This is a genomic window from Bacteroidota bacterium, assembly GCA_016713925.1.
Classification (GTDB): Bacteria; Bacteroidota; Bacteroidia; order AKYH767-A; family OLB10; genus JAJTFW01.
The window spans coordinates 1,059,672-1,086,238 of sequence record JADJOH010000002.1 but is presented as its reverse complement, the minus strand read 5'-3'; the positions used below and the strand labels follow the sequence as shown (position 1 = coordinate 1,086,238).

General features: G+C 42.7%; 7 protein-coding genes. All 7 read left to right on the top strand.

The window, feature by feature from the left end; genetic code table 11:
* The first annotated feature begins 33 nt into the window (after positions 1-33).
* The 7 genes from IPJ86_04405 to IPJ86_04375 all read left to right on the top strand — a co-directional run bounded on the left by IPJ86_04405 (position 34) and on the right by IPJ86_04375 (position 26,562).
* On the top strand, positions 34-1,044 hold the full coding sequence (locus tag IPJ86_04405) for a hypothetical protein (protein ID MBK7886555.1): 1,011 nt from the start codon (positions 34-36) through the stop codon (positions 1,042-1,044).
* Positions 1,045-1,088: 44 nt separating this feature from the next.
* Positions 1,089-2,360, top strand: coding sequence for an IPT/TIG domain-containing protein (locus tag IPJ86_04400; protein MBK7886554.1), 1,272 nt, complete (start codon positions 1,089-1,091; stop codon positions 2,358-2,360).
* Between the two features lies 1 nt (position 2,361).
* On the top strand, positions 2,362-3,162 hold the full coding sequence (locus IPJ86_04395; protein ID MBK7886553.1) for a hypothetical protein: 801 nt from the start codon (positions 2,362-2,364) through the stop codon (positions 3,160-3,162).
* A 6-nt stretch (positions 3,163-3,168) separates the two neighbouring features.
* On the top strand, positions 3,169-3,930 hold the full coding sequence (locus tag IPJ86_04390) for a L,D-transpeptidase family protein (protein ID MBK7886552.1): 762 nt from the start codon (positions 3,169-3,171) through the stop codon (positions 3,928-3,930).
* Entirely contained in the window at positions 3,899-4,072 is a 174-nt protein-coding gene (locus IPJ86_04385) for a hypothetical protein (GenBank protein MBK7886551.1), read from the top strand. Before IPJ86_04390 ends, IPJ86_04385 begins: the two co-directional genes overlap by 32 nt.
* 592 nt (positions 4,073-4,664) lie before the next feature.
* Positions 4,665-19,268 carry a right-handed parallel beta-helix repeat-containing protein gene (locus IPJ86_04380; GenBank protein ID MBK7886550.1) on the top strand — a complete coding sequence of 4,868 codons (14,604 nt, stop codon included), beginning with the start codon at positions 4,665-4,667 and terminating at the stop codon, positions 19,266-19,268.
* Between the two features lie 94 nt (positions 19,269-19,362).
* Positions 19,363-26,562 carry a T9SS type A sorting domain-containing protein gene (locus tag IPJ86_04375; protein MBK7886549.1) on the top strand — a complete coding sequence of 2,400 codons (7,200 nt, stop codon included), beginning with the start codon at positions 19,363-19,365 and terminating at the stop codon, positions 26,560-26,562.
* Positions 26,563-26,567: the final 5 nt, after the last annotated feature.

Genomic DNA, 26,567 nt, shown 5'->3' with positions numbered 1-26,567 from the left:
GTAATAAAAATTAAATTGTATAATATTTGAATTATGTATCTACTACCTATCCAAAAAACCCTTAGCATTATTGCCCTGGCAACAATACTTACTTCCTGCAACACCACTGCACAAAACAGCAGTGAAGGACTATCGTCACAAAAAAAGTATTTCAAAAACATTCAGGCATCCATTCTTTACCCGGAGGGCTTACAGGAAATAGAAACGGATTATAGCTACACTTTTACTGATAATAATGATTATATCTACATTGCCTCTGTTTATGTGAGTCAAAACCTGAATCAGGTAAAACAAACTGTTACTAGCAACCTAAATCAAAATGGTTTTGTTATAACACCAACAACCACCTTTGTTCAAAATTCAAACGGTTTGACATCAGCCGATGTAACGGTAGAGTATGAGGGTAATACATTCCCCGGCCATCTTATCATGAAGCAAATCGGTAACAACACCCACCTGTTTATGGGATGCGCCACCAACGAACAATTGTTTCCGGGGCAAAAGCAGAACCTCATAAAAATGGCATTATCGCTTCAAACCTCTACTACATCACCGGGAGGAGGCCAACAGAAAACTACTGTAAGCAGTACTTCTAATCCAAAATCTGTACAGGAGTATCAAAATCTTTTAATGGACAAAGTATTAATAAACAATAAGCAAAGCAGAGACATAATTAGTACACCCGATTGGCGGGAATCTCATGGATTATGGATGGCTTCCGAAGACGTTGAAAAAACACGGAGGTATTTATTATGTGGTGGAGGCTTTGGATATTTCAGGTTTATTACAACCGGTCATCAAATAACCGGCGATTATGGAACCTATGAATTGGATAAACATTCCGGTTATTGGAAAGTAGTAGCAGATGCGGGCAAAATTGGAATTCTCATGGAAGATGAACGCAATGGTCGTAAGCGCTTTTTTGAAATAAATGCATATAAAGACAATGTCATCATTATTGATAGCAGGCCCTACCAGATTTTTACGCAGGAGCAAGGTGGTAATGAATGCAATAGAGAAGGTGGTATTAAAGTCCCGGAATAGTTTATTCAACGCAATAGGTCGAACAAATAAAAGTCATCTTTTATATGAAAAATGCGATAATAATTAAATTACTAGCCTTTACGTTACTTGCAATAATAATTAATGCTTGTAAGAAAACAGATCCCGATTGCGATACCTGCCCATGCCCGGCTTGTCCACGTATAACAGAAATTCTACCTAATCACGGTCGTCCGGGTGACACTCTTATTTTGAATGGCGAAAATTTTAACGAAGACCGTTTTCTGAACCTGATAACGATTAACGATACGCTGGTACAGGAAATTTTGGAAGGTACCACCACGCAGTTGAAAGTAGTAGTTCCCGAAGGGGCCACCACAGGTCCTGTAAGAATAAGAATTAATGATGACAAAGCATTAAGCAGTGATGAGATTCCGGATTTTAATGAGCCTGTTTTTACTTTTGACCATTATGTGGAGTTGGTGGCCGGAAGACCAGGAGTTCAAGGAACATTAAGTGCAGAACCTCTAAATGCTACTTTTTTTGATCCATATAAAATAGCTATAAATAAGATTAATGACTCTATTTATCTTACTGAACAATTTAATAAAAGGATACGCCTAATTACAAAAGATTCTGCAACTACATTTTATAAAGATGCTTCAGGAAGCCAGTGGGATGATGTGACTCAGGATTTTTCAGGTAAGGTTTATTTTACTGATTATAATTCTTCCCAAACAACTGGTTATAGAGTTAGATTTATAGAAAATGGTCTTGCTTATACATCGGTGTTAAGCATTCCTTTAAGTGATAAAAATTTAACTGGAGATATTTGTATTGATGAAATATCAGGTAATATGTATTTTGTATGGTTAAAACTTAATCAGCCAAATAAAGGGTTTTATTTTGCAAAGAAGAATCTAAACAACGGAGTAGTTGATACTCTCGTTTATTTTGATCCAAACTACCCCGGTACAATACTTGGAGCAATTAAAGATATTGAGCTTCATAATAATGATATATATTTTATCTTAAGTTGGAGTATAATTAAATTAGATTCAAAAAACAGTTATCAACCTGATACGATTTATTCTTCTCCTCTTGGTACACTTTTAGGAGGATTAGCGGTCTCAAAAAATGGAGATGTTTATTTCTCAAAGTTTCACGAAATATTTAAATTATCGAATGGTAACGAAGTTTCAATAGCGGGATCCAGTGTTTCGGGTTATAACACAACGGAAACAGTAGGATCTCAATCTTTATTTAAAAGCATTCAAGATATTGACTTTGACATAAACAACAACCTGTACATAGTTGATGCAGGTAATTATTGCATTCGTAGATTAAAAATTGATTAATATGCATTCAATTTGTATTCTCTCATTACTTTTAATTTTTATAGGACCAACCGCCATTGCTCAAATTGTCGAATTACCAATCATAGATTCTACCGGGCATCAACAAGAAACATCATCCTTTCTAGGGCAGGCAGGAATGGGTGTTAATCCGGACCCATTAATGCCTCCACGTTTAAACGTGAAGACCTATAAATTAAGCGCGGAAATTGCAAATACCTGGTGGGATTTCTATGTGCTCAATACTGTACCCACATTTAATATTAACGAAGAAGACAGCATTAGGTCATTTAGTAATGAAGTCCTGAATCAAACAGGCGGTATATTTAATGCTTCCCTATCAAAAGTTGGGTATTTTGCCAATGGCAAGGATGATTTGAATAAGGATGTAAAAGGGGCGCAAGTTGATTTCAGGGCGGGCACGAAATTACTTGACCCTCCAACGCGATCTTATTCAGAGTTCTTAGTGCCCACATTTCAAACCTCACTCGACTTGAGATATTTAATTCCATTGGCCGGAGCTAAGGTGAAAGATAGGTCTGATTTAAAAAAAGAAATAATTGGAAATTTATCCTTTCGGGTCTATAGTACATGGCAAAAGATTTTTGCGAATAAAACGTATGATGCCTACTTCATCTCACGTAAAGGGAATCCTCCTCCCAATAGTATTTTAACCTATAGTTATGAAATCAACCTGTTTATCACGAATGAATTTTTTATTAGTTTCGGACAAACATACAGTAACCTCATCACCATGCCCAATAGAACGATCATTTCATTGAGTTACTCTAATTCTTCTAAATAGAAAGTGATGTCTAATTACTCTGCATTCCGACTTATTATTCTTGTAATATTTTCATTGGGGGCATCAGTAGTTGTAGGCCAGACCAATTTTATAACCCAACAAAAGAGATTTAACAGAGTTAATACTGCTTACATTGAAAAAAATGATTTGATTAAGGAAACAGTAGAGAAACAGGATATTTCAATTGATAAATTGAACATCATCATTGTAGCTTTTAAAGAGGAACAAGTTTTAGAAATTTTTGCAAAGGAAAATAATGGCACTTCTTACTCCCTCTTAACGGAATACCCTATTTGTTCAAGCTCCGGTCAATTGGGCCCAAAGCGGATGTCGGGTGATGGTCAGGTGCCTGAAGGCTTTTATCATATTAATCGCTTCAATCCATCCAGTAGTTTCTACTTATCTCTCGGACTCAATTATCCTAATGATTCCGATCTTCGAAAAAGTACTGCAACAGATCCCGGCAGCGACATATTTATTCATGGGTCCTGCGTCACTATTGGTTGCCTTCCAATGACAGACGACTATATTAAGGAAATCTACTTATATGCTGCTTATGCCCGGCAAGCAGGTCAGCGAAAAATACCTGTTTACGTTTTTCCGTTCAAGATGAATGATGAAAATATGCAAAAGCATGTCATGGAAAATATGGAGAATGCACTTTTAAATTTTTGGCGTAATCTAAAGTCTGGTTATGATCTGTTCTTCTCCGGGAAAAAGAAATTGAATATTCGGGTTGACAAGGAAGGTCATTATTTGTTTTTATAGCAGATTCACCATTCGGAGTGCTACCATTATCGGCAACACCTACTACATCGTCATCCGTCACCGCAATGCGATTGAAGTATGGAGTAAATTCCCCGTGTTGTTTAACAGCAATGCCGTTAATTTTGATTTTTCTGCGCCTTAAGATTAAAAGTATTAGGAATTAAGTGTAGCAGTCAGTTTTCATAAGTTCTAAGAAAATTAAACACTAAGCTATACATTGAAGTCCCGGTTTTTTAGGTAGTTTGAAGTTGCTAAAACAATGGCACGATGGGTTAGAAAGATGTTTGTAAAATTTCCAGATAATGCTTCAAAGTGGAAATTTTCAAGGCAAATCCCACCAAATTATGGGCGAATCTTACACCCTGTAAATAATTCCCAATTTCATAAAATCATTATAATCGCTGATAATCAATGCCATAATATTTTACTGGACATGATTTTTGTCAAAAACAAAATAAACCTTGCAGGATATCTATTAGATTTTTAACTTGCAACTCCTTTCTGATAAATCGGTTTATGATCACTGGAATCTTTCTGTTGATTTTATTTCGGTTTTCAGATAGGAACAACTTTTACTAACTCACAAAACATATTGCCTTTAAGCGATTTTTATATGGATATCATAAATATGAATTTCTCATTCGAGAGAAAGTCGGACTTCTTTATTTTTTTGATTTTAATTATTATTCATTTGCTACAACATCAATCGTATATACCAAATAACCTTTATACCTATGAAACAACAACTACAGCCTCAATTCATTGAGTCGAAATCTCTCCTCCGCCATTGGTGGACGATGAAAAAGATGATGTTCTTTTGTTTAATCTCTTTAAGGGAGGTGACAAATACTTTTTCTTTTTCAATTAAACGATGGTCATTACTTCTGGCTTTCATTGGTCTGTCTGCAGGTCAGATGAACGCTCAGATTTATGTGAATGACAATAGTACGGTTGGTGATGTCTTTACAACTGCAGTTGGTAATGACGCCAATGCAGGAACTGCGGCAGCCCCTTATGCGACTATTAACTTCGCGATCTCTCAGGCCGTCGGTGGAGAAACCATCTATATCGATAACGGTTCATACAATGAACGTGTCGTAGTTGATAAATCGTTAACCCTCGAAGGAGCAGGCGAAGCAATCGCCATCCTTGATGGAACCGGACTTGTAGGAACAGGAAAAGGTATCACGATCAACAATGGTATTACCAATGTAACGATCAAGAAACTGACGGTACAGGATTATGCAGGCGCAAGCGGTAATGCTGACGCAGGTATCTATGGTATCGGTGGTAATAATAATTTAACGGTACAAAATGTATCGCTTCTTAATAACGCAGGAGGTAGTGGATTTTATGCCAACGGTCCTGTGAATACAGTGCTGATCGACTCGGTGACCTCAACAGGTCATACCGTAGGAGCGCGAGGTATTGTGATCTGGAACGGACTGAAAGAAAATATCACGATCATGGATTGCCATGTATATGGTAACAACTGTTGTGGTATCGAACTTCAGGATGGAACAGCTTCCGGTGTTTCAATGACCAATAACAATGTACACGATAACGGCGATAACGGAATCGGAATCGTTGGATTACAGGGTCCGGGTGAGAACGTAGTAAGTGGCAACACAGTCCTGAACAACGGTCGCTTTGGCATGGAGATCAAAAATCCAAATGGATCAGGAGCAGCCACCGGCGCAGGTCGTGTAGTCATCGAGAATAATAATGTAAGCAGAACTTTACCAATTGTAGATGCACGTGATATCGTAGGTATCGCGATATTCCTGAGAGGTGTATTAGCAGGTAATGTAGATGTTCCTTATGGAGCAGTGGTACAGAATAACACAGTAAGTGGTTATGTACAAACCAGCACGAGCGAAGGATTTGGTATCGTAGCGGAAGGAATCAATCATACAGTAAGCGGTAATAACGTAAGCGGATGTGATGTAGGTATCCAGCGTCAGTCAGGTCATACACCTTATCCGGGTGATGGTAACCAGAATGATATAGCGGATACCTATTTCGGACGTGGTAACTCTCCTGTAACATGTGGAGTGACCGTCACCGGAAATACATTAAGCAATACCATCGATACGAGAGATGTCCCTGCAAGTGTAGCAGGTGGCGCAGTACAGAATCAGAATACAGGCAACTGGTATTGCAGCATTCAGAGTGCGATCAACGCGGCAACAGCAGGTGATGTCCTGAATGTGAGTAGCGGAACATATAACGAGCAGGTACTGGTAAACAAGCAGGTGACATTGAATGGTGGCACACCCAAGCCGGTGATTAACTTCACAGGAACAGTGAGTGGAAAGCCTACTTTGTTTGATGTATCAGTAGCCGGAGTGACCATAGATAATTTCAACTTCAAGGTGGATATGACCAAGCTGAACAGCGCGATCATCGCCAGTGCGACTACCATGAATAATCTGACCATAACAGATAATGATATCGAAGCGATCGGCTCAAGTGCAGCGGCGACTTTCGGATCTTATGGAAACAGAAACGCGATCAGCATTAACTATGGCGGTCCAACGAATTACAGAATCGCATCAGGTGGTGTGAACAATGTACTGGTTACCGGCAACACGGTGAGTGGCGTAGTGAACGATGGCTTCGGTCAGGCGCGCTTCTTCCGTGCAGCAGTAGCCACAGATGAGTCAGGAGGAACATACAGTGGTAACACTTTCCAGACCATCAACCATGATGTGGTAGTTCGCTTTGGCAACAATGGCAATGTAGATATTACCAACAATAACTTTAACGGAGGCGGAGTAGAAATATCCGATATGAATGCAGGAGCGGGTGTGATCACCATCTCCGGCAATACATTCGATGCGACTTTCGCGAACTCCTCAGCTCCTGGTACAGCAGTATTGCGTCTGAAGAATAACTATAACTTCATAACAACAGCAGTAACAGGCAATACTTTCAGCAATCATCAGTGGGCGGTAAGCCAGGAGAACTACAATACAGTTACTGTAGATAACAACGGATTTACACCATTGGCCGGTTCAACGACCTATCATCATATCGCAGTAAATACGAAGTCGATCAGTTCGAACTCGAACACGATCGTTCAGGTACAGAACAACGGTGTGATTACCAACAATACTTTTAACGGATCAGGCACACCGGGCGGAACAGCATTGTCCTTCCATAACCACGACAGTGACGCTGCAACTTTTGGTACATATACTATAGGCGGCGCAGGTAACGAGAATGACTTCAATGCAGGTATCGGTACGTTCATCCGTTTAGATGATCAGACGGGCACCTCTACAGGCTCTACTTTCCCGGTTTATCCCGGTACAGGCGGCTGGCCAACAACAATGGCTTGCTGGACCCTAAATCTTTCGGTACATAACAATACGTTTGATGTAGGTTCCGGTTTGCAGCTTCCTTCTGCAATGTCAGTTCCTCAACTGACTTCTCTGGAAGCAGCTTTACACCATATTCCTGATAATGGATGTCTGGGTAGTATTGTTTATTCTGATCCTGTTCATAACCTGACACAAAACACTTTTTATCTGACGATCAGTAGCGCAATTGCTGCTGCGAATGCAGGTGATGTTATCCAGGTTTCTGCAGGTACTTACAACGAGCGCGTAGTGATCGACAAATCACTGACACTGCAAGGTGTGAGTGAGTCAGGAGTTATCCTCGACGGAACAGGCCTTGTTGGAACAGGAAAAGGAATCACGATCAACAATGGTATCACCAATGTTACGATCAAGAAACTGACGGTACAGGATTATGCAGGCGCAAGCGGAAATGCTGACGCTGGTATCTATGGTATCGGTGGTAATAATAACTTAACGGTACAAAATGTATCGCTTTTAAATAACGTAGGCGGAAGCGGATTTTATGCGAACGGTCCTGTGAATACGGTGCTGATTGACTCGGTGACTTCAACAGGTCATACCGTAGGCGCGCGAGGAATCGTAATCTGGAACGGACTGAAAGAGAACATCACGATCATGGATTGCCATGTATATGGTAACAACTGTTGTGGTATCGAACTTCAGGATGGTCAAGCCTCCGGTGTAACCATGACCAATAACAATGTACACGATAACGGAGATAACGGAATCGGAATCGTTGGTATGCAAGGTCCGGGTGAGAACGTTGTAAGTGGCAACACATTAGTGAACAACGGTCGCTTTGGCATGGAGATCAAAAATCCAAATGGATCAGGAGCAGCTACCGGCGCAGGTCGTGTAGTAATCGAGAATAACAATGTAAGCAGAACCCTTCCAATAGTAGATGCACGTGATATCGTAGGTATCGCAGTATTCCGCAGAGGTGTTTTAGCGGGTAATGTAGATGTTCCTTACGGAGCAGTAGTACAGAACAACACGATAAGCGGATATGTACAAACCAGCACGAGCGAAGGTTTTGGTATCGTAGCGGAAGGAATCAATCATACAGTAAGCGGAAACAATGTAAGCGGATGTGATGTAGGTATCCAGCGTCAGTCAGGTCACCTTCCTTATCCTGGAGATGGCGATCAGTCGAATTTGGCTGATACGTATTTCGGACGTGGTAACTCTCCTGTAACATGCGGAGTAACCGTAACAGGAAATACATTAAGTAATACAATCGATACAAGAGATGTCCCTGCAATTGCGGGTTCCGGTTTAGTAACGAATCTTAATACAAGTAATACTTACTGCACTATTCAGGCTGCTGTAAATGCTGCCACTGCCGGAGATGTTTTGGAAGCAGGTAATGGTACTTACAACGAGCGTGTAGTGATTGACAAATCTTTAACCCTTCAGGGAGCGAGTGAGTCAGGAACGATCCTCGACGGAACAGGTCTTGTAGGAACAGGAAAAGGTATCACGATCAACAATGGTATCACCAATGTAACGATCAAGAAACTGACGGTACAGGATTATGCAGGCGCAAGCGGAAATGCTGACGCAGGTATCTATGGTATCGGTGGTAATAATAATTTAACGGTACAGAATGTATCGATATTGAATAACGTAGGTGGTAGCGGATTTTATGCGAACGGTCCTGTGAATACCGTACTGATCGACTCGGTGACATCAACAGGTCATACCGTAGGCGCGCGAGGAATCGTGATCTGGAACGGACTGAAAGAGAATATCACGATCATGGATTGCCATGTATATGGTAACAACTGTTGTGGTATCGAACTTCAGGATGGAACAGCATCCGGTGTAACCATGACCAATAACAATGTACACGATAACGGAGATAACGGAATCGGAATCGTTGGAATGCAAGGTCCGGGTGAGAACGTTGTAAGTGGCAACACATTAGTGAACAACGGTCGCTTTGGCATGGAGATCAAAAATCCAAATGGATCAGGAGCAGCAACCGGCGCAGGTCGTGTAGTGATCGAGAATAACAATGTAAGCAGAACTTTACCAATAGTAGATGTACGTGATATCGTAGGTATCGCGGTATTCCGCAGAGGTGTATTAGCAGGTAATGTAGATGTTCCTTACGGAGCAGTAGTACAGAACAACACGATAAGCGGATATGTACAAACCAGCACGAGCGAAGGTTTTGGTATCGTAGCGGAAGGAATCAATCATACAGTAAGCGGTAACAACGTAAGCGGATGTGATGTAGGTATCCAGCGTCAGTCAGGTCACCTTCCTTATCCTGGAGATGGCGATCAGTCGAATTTGGCAGATACCTATTTCGGACGTGGTAACTCACCTGTAACATGCGGAGTGACCGTAACCGGAAATACTTTAAGTAATACGATTGATACCAGAGATGTCCCTGCAAGTGTTGCGGGTGGCGCAGTACAGAATCAGAATACAGGCAACTGGTATTGCAGCATTCAGAGTGCGATCAACGCGGCAACAGCAGGTGATGTCCTGAATGTGAGCAGCGGAACATATAACGAACAGGTGCTTGTAAACAAACTGGTGACTCTGAACGGAGGCACTCCCAAGCCGGTGATTAACTTCACAGGAACAGTGAGTGGAAAGCCTACTTTGTTTGATGTATCAGTAGCCGGAGTGACCATAGATAATTTCAACTTCAAGGTGGATATGACCAAGCTGAACAGCGCGATCATCGCCAGTGCGACCACCATGAACAATCTGACCATAACAGATAATGATATCGAAGCAATCGGCAGCAGTGGTGCTGCTACTTTCGGATCTTATGGAAACAGAAACGCGATCAGCATTAACTATGGCGGTCCAACGAATTACAGAATTGCATCAGGTGGTGTGAACAATGTACTGGTTACCGGCAACACAGTGAGTGGCGTAGTGAACGATGGCTTCGGTCAGGCGCGCTTCTTCCGTGCAGCCGTAGCCACAGATGAGTCAGGAGGAACATACAGTGGTAACACTTTCCAGACCATCAACCACGATGTGGTAGTTCGCTTTGGCAACAATGGCAATGTAGATATTACCAACAATAACTTTAACGGAGGTGGCGTAGAGATATCCGATATGAATGCAGGAGCAGGTGTAATCACCATCTCCGGCAATACATTCGATGCAACTTTCGCGAACTCCTCAGCTCCTGGTACAGCAGTATTGCGTCTGAAGAATAATTATAACTTCAAGACTACAGCTGTAACAGGCAATACTTTCAGCAACCATCAGTGGGCGATAAGCCAGGAGAACTACAATACAGTTACTGTAGATAACAACGGATTTACACCATTGGCCGGTTCAACGACCTATCATCATATCGCAGTAAATACGAAGTCGATCAGTACGAATTCAAATGCCATCGTACAGGTGCAAATCAACGGTGTGATCACCAACAATACCTTCAATGGATCAGGCACACCGGGTGGCACAGGGTTATCTTTCCATAACCATGACAACGATGCGGCTAACATCGGAACATTTACAATCGGTGGATCGGGCAATGAGAATGACTTCAATGCAGGAATCGGCACCTTCATCCGATTGGATGATCAAACCGGTACTTCATCAGGATCAACATTCCCGGCATACACTTCATTGATAGGTGCAGGAGCAGGTGCATTAACAACGATGGCTTGCTGGACACTTGATGTGGATATTCAGGAAAACAACTTTGATGTAGGCTCGGGCTTACAGCTTCCTTCAGCCATGAGCGGAGCAGGTCGTACTACACTTGAAACAGCTTTGCACCATAAGCCTGATAATGCTTGTCTCGGTAATTTGATCTACTTCTACCCTGTACATAATATTACACAGAACACATATTACCTGACCATCAACAGCGCTATCGCTGCAGCAAATGCGAATGATGTGATAGAAGCAGCTGATGGCAGTTACAACGAAAGAGTGGTCATTGATAAATCACTTACCCTTCAGGGAGCCAGTGAGTCAGGAGTTATCCTCGATGGAACCGGTCTTGTAGGAACAGGAAAAGGTATCACGATCAACAATGGCATCACCAATGTAACGATCAAGAAACTGACAGTACAGGATTATGCAGGATCAAATGGTAATGCTGACGCAGGTATATATGGTATCGGTGGTAATAATAATTTAACGGTACAAAATGTATCGCTTCTTAATAACGTAGGCGGTAGCGGATTTTATGCGAACGGTCCTGTGAATACGGTGCTGATTGACTCGGTGACATCAACAGGTCATACCGTAGGAGCGAGAGGAATCGTGATCTGGAACGGACTGAAAGAAAACATCACGATCATGGATTGCCATGTATATGGTAACAACTGTTGTGGTATCGAACTTCAGGATGGACAAGCCTCCGGTGTAACCATGACCAATAACAATGTACACGATAACGGAGATAACGGAATCGGTATCGTTGGAATGCAGGGTCCGGGTGAGAACGTTGTAAGTGGTAACACATTAGTGAACAACGGTCGCTTTGGCATGGAGATCAAAAATCCAAACGGATCTGGGGCAGCCACCGGCGCAGGTCGTGTAGTCATCGAGAATAATAATGTAAGCAGAACTTTACCAATTGTAGATGCACGTGATATCGTAGGTATCGCGGTATTCCGCAGAGGTGTATTAGCAGGTAATGTAGATGTTCCATACGGAGCAGTAGTACAGAACAACACGATAAGCGGATATGTACAAACCAGCACGAGCGAAGGATTTGGTATCGTAGCGGAAGGAATTAACCACACGGTAAGCGGAAACAACGTAAGCGGATGTGATGTAGGTATCCAGCGCCAGGCAGGTCACCTTCCTTATCCCGGAGATGGCGATCAGTCGAATCTTGCGGATACGTATTTTGGACGTGGTAACTCTCCTGTAACATGTGGAGTGACCGTAACCGGAAATACATTAAGCAATACCATTGATACCAGAGATGTAGGAACCAGTAATAATGCAGGAACTGTTACCAATACTACCTCATTGGAAGTCTTCTGCAGTATTCAGGCAGCGATCAATGATGCACAAACATTAAATGGTCATACTTTAACAGTAAGTGCAGGAACATATGCAGAAAATGTTATTGTCAATAAATCATTAAGCATACTTGGACCTAATGCGGCGATTGATGCCTGTTCAGGCTCACGTGTGGCAGAAGCAACAGTAGTTTCGGCGGTAGCAGATATCGATTTTGCTGAGATATTCCATGTTGCTGCATCTAATGTAACCATCTCAGGATTTACAATAGATGGAGATAATACGACATTAACTTCAGGTTTCACCAGTACAAACGGAGCTGATATCGACGCGGCTGAAGGTGTTACAGTGTATGAAACAGGCATTAATAATTTAACGGTTTCGAACAACATCATTCAGAATCTTTCCTATTTCGGAGTGACTTTGTATGATTATCCTGCAGGTGTTCCTTCCAGCGGACATGTAATAACAAATAATAAAATTCAGAACTTAGGTACTTATGATATCGCTTCAGGTATAGATTACTGGGGAGGTGGTGTATTATTGTACAACAACCAATACACAGCCATCACCAATAACTGTATGAGCAATGTGCGTTTAGGTGTTCAAACCGGTAACTTCTCGCAAGCCAATCCGGGAGCTCCCGCATCACAGGTCATCAGTGGTAATACAATCGAAGCCCGCAGAACAGGTATATTCCATAACCTGCATTATTCTTCAGCGTCACCAATGACGTTCTCAGGCAACACCATTGAAGCACTTGCGAATGCAAATGAAACAAGATGGGATGGTATTGCGCTTTCTTCATTAGCTGTTCCTTCTATCTCAACCAATAATACAATTGATGGAAATGGTATTACAGCTTCTAACCTTTCAAAAGGATATGAAATCTGGAATGTCGCAGCACCAATCACTAACAGCACCATCACCGGTGGAAGTGTAAGCGGAGTGGATATTGGCGTATTTGCCAATAACTATGACGGTTATTCATCTGATGCACCGGACGGTTCTTATGCTACTATCAGCGGCGTAACCATCACACCAAACATAACCGGTGTTGGTGTTCGCATCTATGATAATGCCTTAGCTACTTCACATGCTCCTGTACGATTGAATCTTTCCGGTTGTACTATTTCAGGAGGACTTGAAGGCGTTAAGTTTGAAGAAACACAAGCTGGTACTGTTGGTGGAACAATTAACAACAATAATATCTCAGCTTCCGGTATTGGAGTGAATGTAAACAGTATGGTTACTTCAGTTTCCAATGTGTTCAGTGTGACAAATAATACAATCAATATTACAGGACAAACTGCCGGAGGAAATCCAACCTCTGCCGTCTTCCTTCGTCAACTGACCGGAACTACAGCGGCTGCAATAAGCGGTAATACGATAACAGGACCATTCTATGGTTACCTTGCTTATAACTTAAATACATCTCCGGCAACAGATATTGATGGTGGTACTATTTCAGGCGTATTGCAGGGAGTAGCTTTCATCAATATTGATCCGATAACATTCACTGCTTATGCACCAAGTACTGCAACAGTGAAGAATGTTACAATGAGTGGATTCACAGGAAACCATCCTTCCTTACCAAACAACAACTTCCATGCAGGAGTTTATACATTCACATCCGGCAGCAATACTGCAGCTACACTGAATGTAACACTTCGTGATTTGAATATTGATGGTACCGGAAAAACAAGTACTGCCAGTGCAGGTATTTATCCTGCCGACTTCTCAACAGGTGCAGGTGTACGTCAAACGATTATTGTTGATAGCTGTATCATCAGCAATAACCTGAACCGTGGTATCAGTGCCAGAGGAAGTAATGCCGTTGTAGATGTAAATAACTGTACACTTACCAACAATGGTGGTGATCCGTTCGGAGCCGGTGGTAACGATGGATTTGGTGTATTCTCTGCACAGAATGCTGTCTTGACAATAGACAATAGCTATGTCACTAACCCTGCATCAGTAACTGCACCTTATAGTGTATTTGCTCTTGCAACAGGTCTTGGTACACCGACCCTGACAGCAACAAATAATAGTTTGAATAATAACGGAAATGCCAATGGGCTTCTTGCTAATAATTTTTCAGGAACCTTAACTGCCACTTGTAATTGGTGGGGAACCGGTAGTTTGGCAACCATAGCGACATTGGTTTCCGGAGCGGTAACGTATCAGCCGATATTAATTAGCGGTACTGATGCCGACGCCACAATGGAAGGTTTCCAACCTGGTGTTGGTACTTGTCAAACAGTTTTAGTTGTTGTTAATGGTGTAGTAACCGATGAAACATGTACTAATCTGAATAATGGGGCTATCGATATTACTGCATCAGGTGGCATAAGCCCTTATACCTATGCATGGAGTAATGGTAGCTTCAGTGAAGATCAAACAGGTCTGGATGCCGGTACTTATACTGTTACAGTAACAGATTTCTATGGCAACTCCGGCACGAATAGCTTTGTAGTTAATCCGGGTGTAACAGCGACTTCATGGTATGCTGATACAGATCTGGATACGTATGGTGATCCAATGTCAACCGTTCTTGCATGTGTTCAACCTGTAGGATATGTTGCTGATAATACAGATTGTAACGATGGAAGTGCTGCGGTAAATCCGGGTGCAACGGAAATCTGTAACGGTATTGATGATGATTGCGACGGCTTGACTGACGATGCAGATCCATCCATCACCGGTCAGTCTACATGGTATGCAGATGCTGATGGTGATTCATATGGTAATTTATCAGTAACAACGCTCGCATGTACTCAGCCAATAGGTTATGTAGCCAACAGCACAGATTGTAATGACGGAAACCCTGCGGTGAATCCGGGTGCAACAGAAATATGCAATACCATTGATGATGATTGCGACGGTTTAACAGACGATGCAGATCCTTCTATCAGCGGTCAGTCTACCTGGTATGCTGATGCGGATGGAGATTCTTATGGTAATGCAGCAGTAACTACACTTTCCTGTACACAGCCTGTTGGGTATGTGTTCGATAACTCTGATTGTAACGATGCCAGTGCAGCGGTTAACCCTGGTGCTACTGAAGTTTGTAATGGTATCGATGATGATTGTGATGGTGATACAGATGATGATGACCAGAATGTCACCGGCCAGGCTACCTGGTATGCAGATGCTGACGGAGATACTTACGGAGATGTCAATGTTTCGCAATTGAGTTGTAACCAGCCATTAGGTTATGTTGCGAATAGCACGGACTGTGATGATGCAAATGCAGCTGTGAATCCGGGCGCAACAGAATCTTGTAACGGAATTGATGATGATTGTAATGGATTAACAGATGATAATCTGGTGTTCACTACTTATTACAATGATTTCGATGGTGATGGTTATGGTACAGGCGCAGGTATTTCACTTTGCAGTAATCCCGGAGCCGGCTATGCTACTCTTAACGGTGATTGTAACGACGGAAACGCAGCAATTAATCCCGGAGCTACTGAAGTATGTAACGGTATTGATGATGATTGCGACGGCTTAACTGACGATGCAGATCCATCTATCACCGGTCAGGCTACCTGGTATGCGGATGCTGACGGAGATACCTACGGTAATAATGCAGTATCTGTTCTTGCTTGCTTACAGCCTATGGGTTATGTAGCGAACAATACAGATTGTAACGACGGTAACATTGCGGTGAATCCGGGTGCTACTGAAGTATGTAATACAATCGATGATGATTGCGACGGCTTAATTGACGATGCAGATCCATCGATCACCGGACAGGCTACCTGGTATGCAGATGCTGACGGAGATACTTATGGTAATAATGCAGTATCAGTCCTTGCTTGCTTCCAGCCGGTAGGTTATGTAGCAAACAATACAGATTGTAACGACGGAAACATTGCGGTGAATCCGGGTGCTACTGAAGTATGTAATACGATTGATGATGATTGTGACGGCTTAATTGACGATGCAGATCCATCGATCACCGGACAGGCTACCTGGTATGCAGATGCTGACGGAGATACTTACGGTAACAATGCAGTATCAGTACTTGCTTGCTTCCAGCCTATGGGTTATGTAGCAAACAATACAGATTGTAACGACGGAAACATTGCGGTGAATCCGGGTGCTACTGAAATTTGTAACGGTATCGATGATGATTGCGACGGTTTAACAGACGATGCAGATCCATCGATCACCGGTCAGGCTACCTGGTATGCAGATGCGGACGGAGATACCTACGGTAATAATGCAGTATCTGTTCTTGCTTGCTTACAGCCTATGGGTTATGTAGCGAACAATACAGATTGTAACGACGGTAACATTGCGGTGAATCCGGGTGCTACTGAAGTATGTAATACAATCGATGATGATTGCGACGGCTTAATTGACGATGCAGATCCATCTATCACCGGTCAGGCTACCTGGTACGCAGATGCTGACGGAGATACTTACGGAAATAATGCAGTATCAGTTCTTGCTTGCTTCCAGCCTGTAGGTTATGTAGCAAACAATACAGATTGTAACGACGGAAACGCAGCGGTGAATCCGGGTGCTACCGAAGTATGTAATACAATAGATGATGATTGTGACGGCTTAATTGACGATGCAGATCCATCTATCACCGGACAGGCTACCTGGTATGCGGATGCTGACGGAGATACCTACGGTAATAATGCAGTATCTGTTCTTGCTTGCTTACAGCCTATGGGTTATGTAGCAAACAATACAGATTGTAACGACGGAAACATTGCGGTGAATCCGGGTGCTACTGAAGTATGTAATACAATTGATGATGATTGTGACGGCTTAATTGACGATGCAGATCCATCTATCACCGGACAGGCTACCTGGTATGCAGATGCTGACGGAGATACTTACGGTAACAATGCAGTATCTGTTCTTGCTTGCTTCCAGCCTATGGGTTATGTAGCAAACAATACAGATTGTAACGACGGTAACATTGCGGTGAATCCGGGTGCTACTGAAGTATGTAATACAATCGATGATGATTGCGACGGTTTAATTGACGATGCAGATCCATCGATCACCGGACAGGCTACCTGGTATGCAGATGCTGACGGAGATACTTACGGTAATAATGCAGTATCTGTTCTTGCTTGCTTCCAGCCTATGGGTTATGTAGCAAACAATACGGATTGTAACGACGGAAACATTGCGGTGAATCCGGGTGCTACTGAAATTTGTAACGGTATCGATGATGATTGCGATGGCTTAACAGACGATGCAGATCCATCAGTTGTTGGTCAGGGTACTTATTATACTGACGGAGATAACGACGGTTACGGAGCAGGTGCACCAATTGTAACTTGTTTCCAACCGGGCGGAACATCTTTAACGAATGATGATTGTAACGATGGAAACCCTGCGGTAAATCCGGGTGCTACAGAAATATGTAACAGTATTGATGATGATTGCGACGGTTTAACAGACGATGCAGATCCATCTATCACCGGACAGCCTTCCTGGTATACAGATGCTGATGGTGACAATTACGGTACGGGTGCAGCGATTCTTGCTTGTATTCAGCCGATAGGTACAGTGGCTCTCAATGGTGATTGTAACGATGCAGACCCTGCCATCAATCCGGGCGCAACAGAGTTGTGTAACGGTATTGATGATAACTGTAACGGTTTAACAGATGATAACGTGGCTCCATTACCGACTCCGGGTGCTATCACTGGAATTGCTTCTGCTTGCGTACCTGCAACGTTCGGTTCAACTACATTTAGTATTGCACCTGTTCCGGGAGCTACCGGATATGCATGGACCGTACCTGCAGGATTTACTATTCTGTTTGGACAAGGAACCACAACAATTACTGTTCAATGGACTAATATTAATATTCATAACGGTATTGCAGGACCGCTCTGTGTTATCGCCACCGGACCTTGCACACCAAGTGCTCCTTCCTGTATCGGCGTTGGCTATCAGATCGCAACTCCTGTTACTCCTCCTTCTATCTCCGGTCCCGGAAAAGTTTGTCCGGGTGATGTAGCCGTGTATTCAATTTCTCCTGTATTCCGTGCGATGTCCTATACATGGACAGTACCAGCAGGTATGACTATTAATTCCGGTCAGGGAACCAATGTGATCAATGTATCTGTGAATGGAGGTTATACCGGAGGTTCTATGACTGTAACTGCATCTAATGCTTGCGGAACAAGTCCGGCTCGTTCAAAAGCGATGAGTCTGAATAATCCGCTTACTCCGGGTGCTATCAGCGGTCAGAAATTCGGATTGTGTAATACAACAGGCGTTGTCTTCTCTATCGCTCCTGTAGTTGGTGCCACCAGTTATACCTGGACAGCAAGTAGTGGTATTGCCATTACAGGCGGACAAGGTACCACGAGTATTACTGTAGATGTGGCATTGCTCACAGGAACAGGAACATTGACGGTAGTAGCAGTGAACAATTGCGGAAACAGTCCGATACGTTCAGTGAATATCTTCGGAATTCCTGATCGTCCACAGCCTATCACGGGTGCAACTGCGGTTTGTACTAACGCACTTGAGCCTTATAGTGTACCAACAGTGGCAGGAACATCAGTGTACACATGGACCATGTCTTCTGCAGGATTTGTTGCTTCAGGACAAGGAACCAAGAACATCGATGTGCAGTGGGGAGCCTTCCCTGCAGCGGGTCAGACCTTAACGGTTATCGCTTCCAATGCTTGTGGAAACAGCGCGGCAAGATCAGTAACCGGTATCGTAGTAAGTACCTGTCCACGTTTGGGTGACAACACTACTTCTGCTACCAACCTGGTTGTGTTCCCGAATCCGGCAACAGATCGTATCACGGTACAGTTCAATTCTACAGACGAAAGCAACTATCGCCTACGCCTTACCGATGTTGCAGGTCGTGAAGTATTTGTTTCCGAAGGAAAATCTTCTATCGGAATCAATACACAACTTATCGGTCTGGATCAGTTAAGCGGCGGAGTTTATTTTGTGGAAATCCAAAATCAGGAAGGTTCACAGTCTATCCGTTTAATGGTAGAATAAAAAACAATCAAATACCGAAGAGCTTTATCATCCGATGAAGCTCTTCGGTTTATAACATAACAATCAGAAATTAATAACCCGAAATACTTTACACATGAAAAACAATTACAATTCAGGCTTCACGATGTTGGTTCATCGAACCTGTTTACAACTCATAGTGTCTGGAAAGCACTCCGGAAAGAATTCGCTCTTTTCCGGAATACTTTTCTTGTTACTACTCTCCGGTGGACTTTCAAATAGCGCATTCGCACAGCTTACCGGAGCGAAATCTATTCCCGGAGATTATCCAAGTATCGCGGCGGCGGTAACTGATCTGAATGCAGTTGGTGTAGGAGTAGGCGGAGTTACTTTTAATGTGGCTGCCGGATATACTGAAAACACAACAGCTGCAATTACTATCACTACAGCAGGTTCTGCAGGAAATCTGATTGTTTTCCAGAAAAGTGGTGCAGGGGTTAATCCAAAAGTCACCAGAACAGATGCAGGAACAAATACAACATCAACATTTGGTGCTTTGGGAGATGCGGTGATTCGAATTGACGGTACTGACTATATCTCCTTTGATGGTATAGATGTAGCAGCTTCTCTGCAGGGAATAGAATATGGATATTTTACTTATAAACCATCCGTTTCCAATGGTTGCCAGAATTTAACCATTCAAAATTGTTCAGTTACGATGACAAAGGGCACCAGCGCTTTCGTTATTGGAATTTACATTAGTAATGGAGCCTTAACTGTTTCTTCTGCGACAGGTGTTGTTGTAAACGTAAATAGCGGCAGAAATGAAAATATTAATGTTACCGGTAATACCGTTCAGAATGTGCATGCAGGGATAATTTGTCGTGGTCAGAATACGTTAGCTTTTTATGATCAGAATATTACAGTAATTGGTAATACGATACAGAATTTTGGCGGAGGTTCCGCTACAACAACCTATGGCGTTTATTTTATCTACACGAATAATCCAACAGTAATAGGAAATACTATCAATAATGCAGGAGGCGGTGGTTCTGCACATGCATCTACATTCTATGGGGTGTTTTATTCTACTGTATCAGGGGTTGTCATTGGTTCTTCCAATACTATTACTATGAACACCTCCGGTACCGCAGCAGTACAGGGTATTTATAATGGTAATGTCGTTACTTCAAATACCTTTAGCGCTAATACTTTCTCCGGATCCGTTGCTGCTACTTCTACTTCTTACTTGATTTATGCAAGTAGTACCACACCTGATGTAACAATTTCCGGTAACCAAATCAGCGGTTCTTTTACAAAAACCGGTGCCAGCGGGATATTTTATTGTTATTATAATTTAGGTAGTCCTACTGCAGGAACGGAAACCATCACAAATAATAATTTTTCAAATTTAACTACAACAGGAACAGGAGCTACAAATGGTATTTATTCGAATACAGCTGTTGGTCAAAACAGGGTATGTCATTCCAATACCATCAGCAACTGGACTACAGGAAGTACATCAACAAGTTATGGGATGTATTGCTTGAGTGCTTTGAGTAATCAGGTGTATAATAATTCCATAAGTGGTATTTCCTGTTCAGGTTCGGGTGGCTTGATTGGATTGTATTTTACCGGTACTAATCCAGTGGTTTATGGTAATACCATTTCCGGTTTAACCAGTGCTACGGCTACCACCATGTATGGTATTCAATGCGCCGGAACTGCTACTGTGAATTTATATGGAAACAAAGTATACGGATTAACAAATAATAATTCTGCATCCACATCGGCCAACTTGCTTTCCGGTATTCACGTTTCTACCAATGGGACTAATACAAATATTTATAACAACCTTATAGGAGACTTGAATGCACCTAATAGTATTTCGACGGAAGCTATCAGAGGTATAAGTATGACGGCGACTACTGCTACTACAACGCTTAATTTAAGTTTTAATACTATCTATCTTAATGCCTCCTCTTCAGGAGTTAATTTTGGTACTTCCGGTATTTTTCATTCGACTTCAGTTACTACAACTTCCGGAAATTTAACATTACGTAATAATATTATTTACAATAATAGTACTGCTGCCGGTACAGGAGTCGTAGCTGCATTCAGAAGAAGTAATGCAACAACGTCTAATTACAATGCGAACTCCGATAAAAACATTTATTACGGTGGATCTGCAGCTCCAAATCAGGTAATCTTTACTGACGGCATAGCATTCAATGAGTCGATCGGAGATTATCAGTCATACATGACTGGTGTAGGAGCTGATCAAAACAGCTATGAAGAAAACGTAACGTTCGTTTCTACTTCCGGTGTAAGTGCTGATTTCCTCAAATTTGATCCGTCTGCTCCAAGCCTTGCAGAGAGTGGTGCATCGAATGTCGCCGGTATTACTACTGACTATGCTGCAACGATTCGTCAGGGTAACCCCGGATATACAGGAACAGGCTCTGCACCCGACGTAGGTGCATGGGAGTTAGAAGGTACTGCAACCGGTGGTTGCTCCGGAGCTCCTGCCTTAGCCAATACACAATCCACTACTATCACTCCATGTTCGGGAGTTAATTTCACTTTATCTTTGGATATATTATTTGGAGTAGGTCACTCTTTTCAATGGGAAGAATCGACAGTTAGTGCAGGTGGACCTTATACCACCATTGGTGGCGCCACCAATGCTACTTATGTAGCTAATACAACGGTTAATAAATGGTATCGTTGTATTGTAACTTGTATTGCAAGTACTCAGAGTACAACCTCTAATGAAGTAATGATTACTATCGCTCCTGCATTGAATGGAACTTATTTAATTGACAACACCGGAGCAGGTGACTATATCAGTTTTGCAGACGCAATTACAGACCTTAACTGTAAAGGAATCAGTGGCCCGGTTACATTCAATGTTACAGCAGGACAAACCTTTCTTGAAACGGTAGATTTAAATTTAACCTTCACCGGCTCATCAGTGAATACAATTACTTTCCAACGTACCGGTGCAGGAGCTAATCCTGTGATTCAGAAACTTGGAACAGCAGGAACGACGGATTACATCTTGAAATTAACCGGTGTCGATTACTATACATTTAATGGCATCGATTTCGAACAAACAGGAACCTCTGCTACCGATTGGGTAGAATTTGGTGTATGGATTACCAATGCTTCTGTTATTGAAGGAGCCAAGAATAATACATTTAAAAATGGTGTTATCACCTTGAGTAATGCGAATGTCAATGCAAGAGGTGTCTGGATCAGCTCCAGTCCAACCCCAACTGCATTTAGTGGTACGCAAAGTAATAACCGCTTCCTCAATATGACGGTTCAAAATGCATGGGAAGGCTATCGCATTACGGGAGCAACTACAACTTTCCCGGATGATGCCAATGAAATCGGTACAGAAGGCGGTGGAACAAGTACTATTCAAACCATTGGAGATGGAGTAACTTCCGGTAGTGTCTATGGTGTCTTCGCTTCTTATCAAACCAATTTTAAATTACAAAACACCAATGTAACATCAGTGCAGGCCGGTGGTACTTCATTGGTGTATGGTATTACCATGCAAACTTCACCATCTAATTCTGCAACCATTTCAGGAAATACTTTTAGTGGTATTACCGGTGGTGGTACACTTTATGGTATTTATTTCTCCTCTGCGGATACTGCTGATATTTATAACAATGAAATTTATGGGTTAACTTCTACAGGGGCTTCAAGTTCTGTTCGCGGTATTTATCTTACTGCAACCGGATTGAATGCCAATGTTTATAATAACAGGATATATAATATCAATGCGAATGGTATAACAACAACTACTGCTGCAGGAATAGATGTAGGAACCGGACTTGTTTATAACATTGTAAACAATATGATTTCTGACATCAAAGCCCCTGCGTCTACTCAAACAGCAGCAGGTACCCGTGGTATCAGCGTTACAGGAGGTTCAACCGGTGGTGTGGTGAATATCATTCACAATACAGTGGTACTGTCGGATGTAAGGACTGTTGCAGCATATACGTCTGCGGCACTTCATAACAGCAGTGTAACTCCAACATTGGATATCAGAAACAATGTCTTTATAAATAATTCTGACATCACGATTGGTACACGTGTAGTTGCATTCTGGAAAACAGCTACAACTGATAATATCAGCAACACCAGTAATAATAATATTTATTTTGCCGGTGCTCCGGATGCTACTCATTTGATTTATTACGATGGTACTAATTCTGCACAAACTATGCTGGCGTTTCAGGGCTTGGCAGCAGTTTCACCCGCTGAAATTGCTTCCTTCACAGAGAACACAGTTTTCCAACCCATCACTAACGGAATTATTCGTCCTGATTTAAGCAACCCTACCTATATCGAAAGTGGTGGTCAGGCCATTGCAGAAGTTCCTCAGGATTTTGAAGGCGATGTACGTAATATCACCAGTCCGGATATGGGTGCTGATGAAGGAACCTTCGTTATTCAATTGCCTCCTTTGCCTGATTGTGTAACTTACTTGACTCCTGCAGATCTTGCAAATGACATTTGTTCTTATTCATCTGCTCAGCTGACATGGTCCGCTGCAATAACCGGCGGAGCTCCATCACTGGGATATGACGTTTATTTCGGAACCAGTCCTGCTCCATCCTTTGTTGCAAATGTGAATACATTGAATTATACACTACCGGCATTGCTTCCGAATACTACGTATTACTGGCAGATTGTTCCAAAAAATAATACAGGTGATGCTTCCGGTTGTGCCATTTATTCCTTTACAACTATCGATGCGGAAGTTACAGGTACATCAGGCGATACACGTTGTGGTCCGGGTACAGTGAATTTATCAGCGAGTGGTAGTGGTACCTTTAATTGGTATACTGCTTCCTCCGGTGGAAGTCCGATTTTTACCGGCGCCGCTTATAGTCCTTCTATAGCCGCCACAACTGATTACTGGGTTGCTACTAGCAATGGAGGAGTAAATGCAAATGTTGGTCCTGTAAGCCCGGCTTCAGTGGGTGCTATTTCTTCCTCTACTATTGCTGTCACAACGCAGTATCTTAAATTTAACGTGATTGCTCCTTCAGTTACGATTGTTTCATTAGATGTTTACCCTACTTCTACTATTGGTTCAACATTTAATATTTCTATTAGAAATTCTTCTGGAACAGAAATTTTCAATTCGGGATCAATGACTACTACCGTTACTGGTGGTGCTACTCCTCAAACGGTAACTTTAAATGCTACACTTCCTTCAGGCACTGATTATCGCCTTGGATTAGGTGTAAATCCCGGAATGCAAAGAAATACTACCGGAGCTACTTATCCGTATACAGTGCCCGGTGTGATTAGCTTCACCGGAAATAGTTTCGATCCTGCTTATTGGTATTTCACTTATAATATCAATGTTTCCAGCGGCTGCGAAAGCCCTCGTACCATGGTTACCGGTACAGTGTTACCAACGACTACTTATTACACAGATGCTGACGCAGACACCTACGGTGATCCTTCTTCCCCGGTGATCTCCTGCTCCGGTGCTCCAATGGGTACTGTAGCGGATAATACCGATTGTAACGATGGCAGTGCTGCAGTAAATCCAGCTGCAGTTGAAGTTTGCAATGGAATTGATGATGATTGCGATGGTACAACTGATGAAGGTTGTTCGTTACTGACATTCTATGCAGATACCGATGGGGACTCTTATGGTAACCCCGCCAGTTTCATTACGCAAACTAATCCTGTTCCTCCTTTCGGTTACGTAAGTGATAATACCGATTGTAACGATGGTAGTGCCGCTGTCAATCCTGCTGCTACCGAAGTATGTAATTTAATTGATGACGATTGCGACGGAACAACTGACGAAGGATTTGATGTCGATAATGACGGATATACTTCCTGCAACGGCGATTGTGACGATAATAACAATGCCGTTAATCCTCTTGCATCTGAAATCTGCAACGGCATCGATGATAACTGTAACGGTCTTACCGATGATAACGTTCCTGCCTTACCGAATCCCGGTGCGGTGAGTGGTACTGCTGCTGCATGTTTACCGGGTATAGCTGGTTCAACTTCCTATAGTATCGCTCCTGTTGTTGGGGCAACCAGTTATGTATGGTCAGTGCCTGCAGGATTTGTGATCTCTGCGGGACAGGGAACTACTTCCATTACCGTTACTTGGACTAACCTTGCAATCCAAACCGGTATCAGCGGTCAACTTTGTGTATATGCCGCAGATGCTTGTGTTTCTTCTAATACAAGTTGCCTCGCGATTGATTATCAGGTGGCTGCCCCTGTAACTCCTCCTTCTATCTCCGGTCCCGGCAAAGTTTGCCCCGGCGATGTTGTGGTCTACTCCATTGCAAATGTAGCCCGCGCTACGGCTTATACCTGGACAGTTCCCGGTACGATGTCGATCCAAAGCGGTCAGGGTACTAACGTGATTACTGTACAAGTGAATCCCGGATATACCGGTGGTACAATGAGCGTAATTGCTTCAAACGTTTGTGGTAACAGTGCCGCACGTACGAAAACACTTACAGTGAATTTACCCGGAACTCCAACTGCAATACAGGGACAAAAAGAAGGGTTGTGTAATACAACCGGAAATATCTTCTCTATACCTGCTGTTGTGAATGCTACCAGTTATATCTGGAATGTTACCGGCGGAACCATCATGGGCGGTCAGGGTACTACTTCTATTACTGTAGATGTAGCTACATTAATCGGAAGTGGTTCAATCACTGTGCAAGCTGTGAACGGTTGCGGAACAAGTTTAACGCGTTCATTAGTGATCAAAGGTTCTCCTGCTCGTCCTGAGCCTATTTCCGGAAGCGTTTCTGTATGTGACAATACGAACGAGGCTTATAGTGTGGCTACCGTTCCCGGAGCAGCATTGTACACCTGGTCGGTAACTGCCAATGGTTCCGTTTCAACAGGACAAGGTACCAAGAACATTACCATCGACTGGCTCGCACCTGCTGGCGGACAAAGTATGTCAGTGGTAACATCCAATGCTTGCGGAACAAGTCTTACCCGTACGCTGAACGGCATTACAGTTAACAACTGCATACGTTTAAGTAGTGTTGAATCTGATGTGTTTAACATAAGCGCTTATCCGAATCCGGCAACTGATCGTGTGACCATTGAGTTTACAGCTGTCGAGAGCAACGACTACCGCTTACGCATAGCCGATATGACAGGCAGAACGCTCCAGGTGGAAAATGGAACATCAGCCGCAGGTTTAAATACCAAAGTGCTTCCTTTGAATGGACTGGCATCAGGTGTTTATATGGTCAGCATTGAAATGAACAATAAACAACAGCAGATAAAACTGATCGTTGAATAATAATT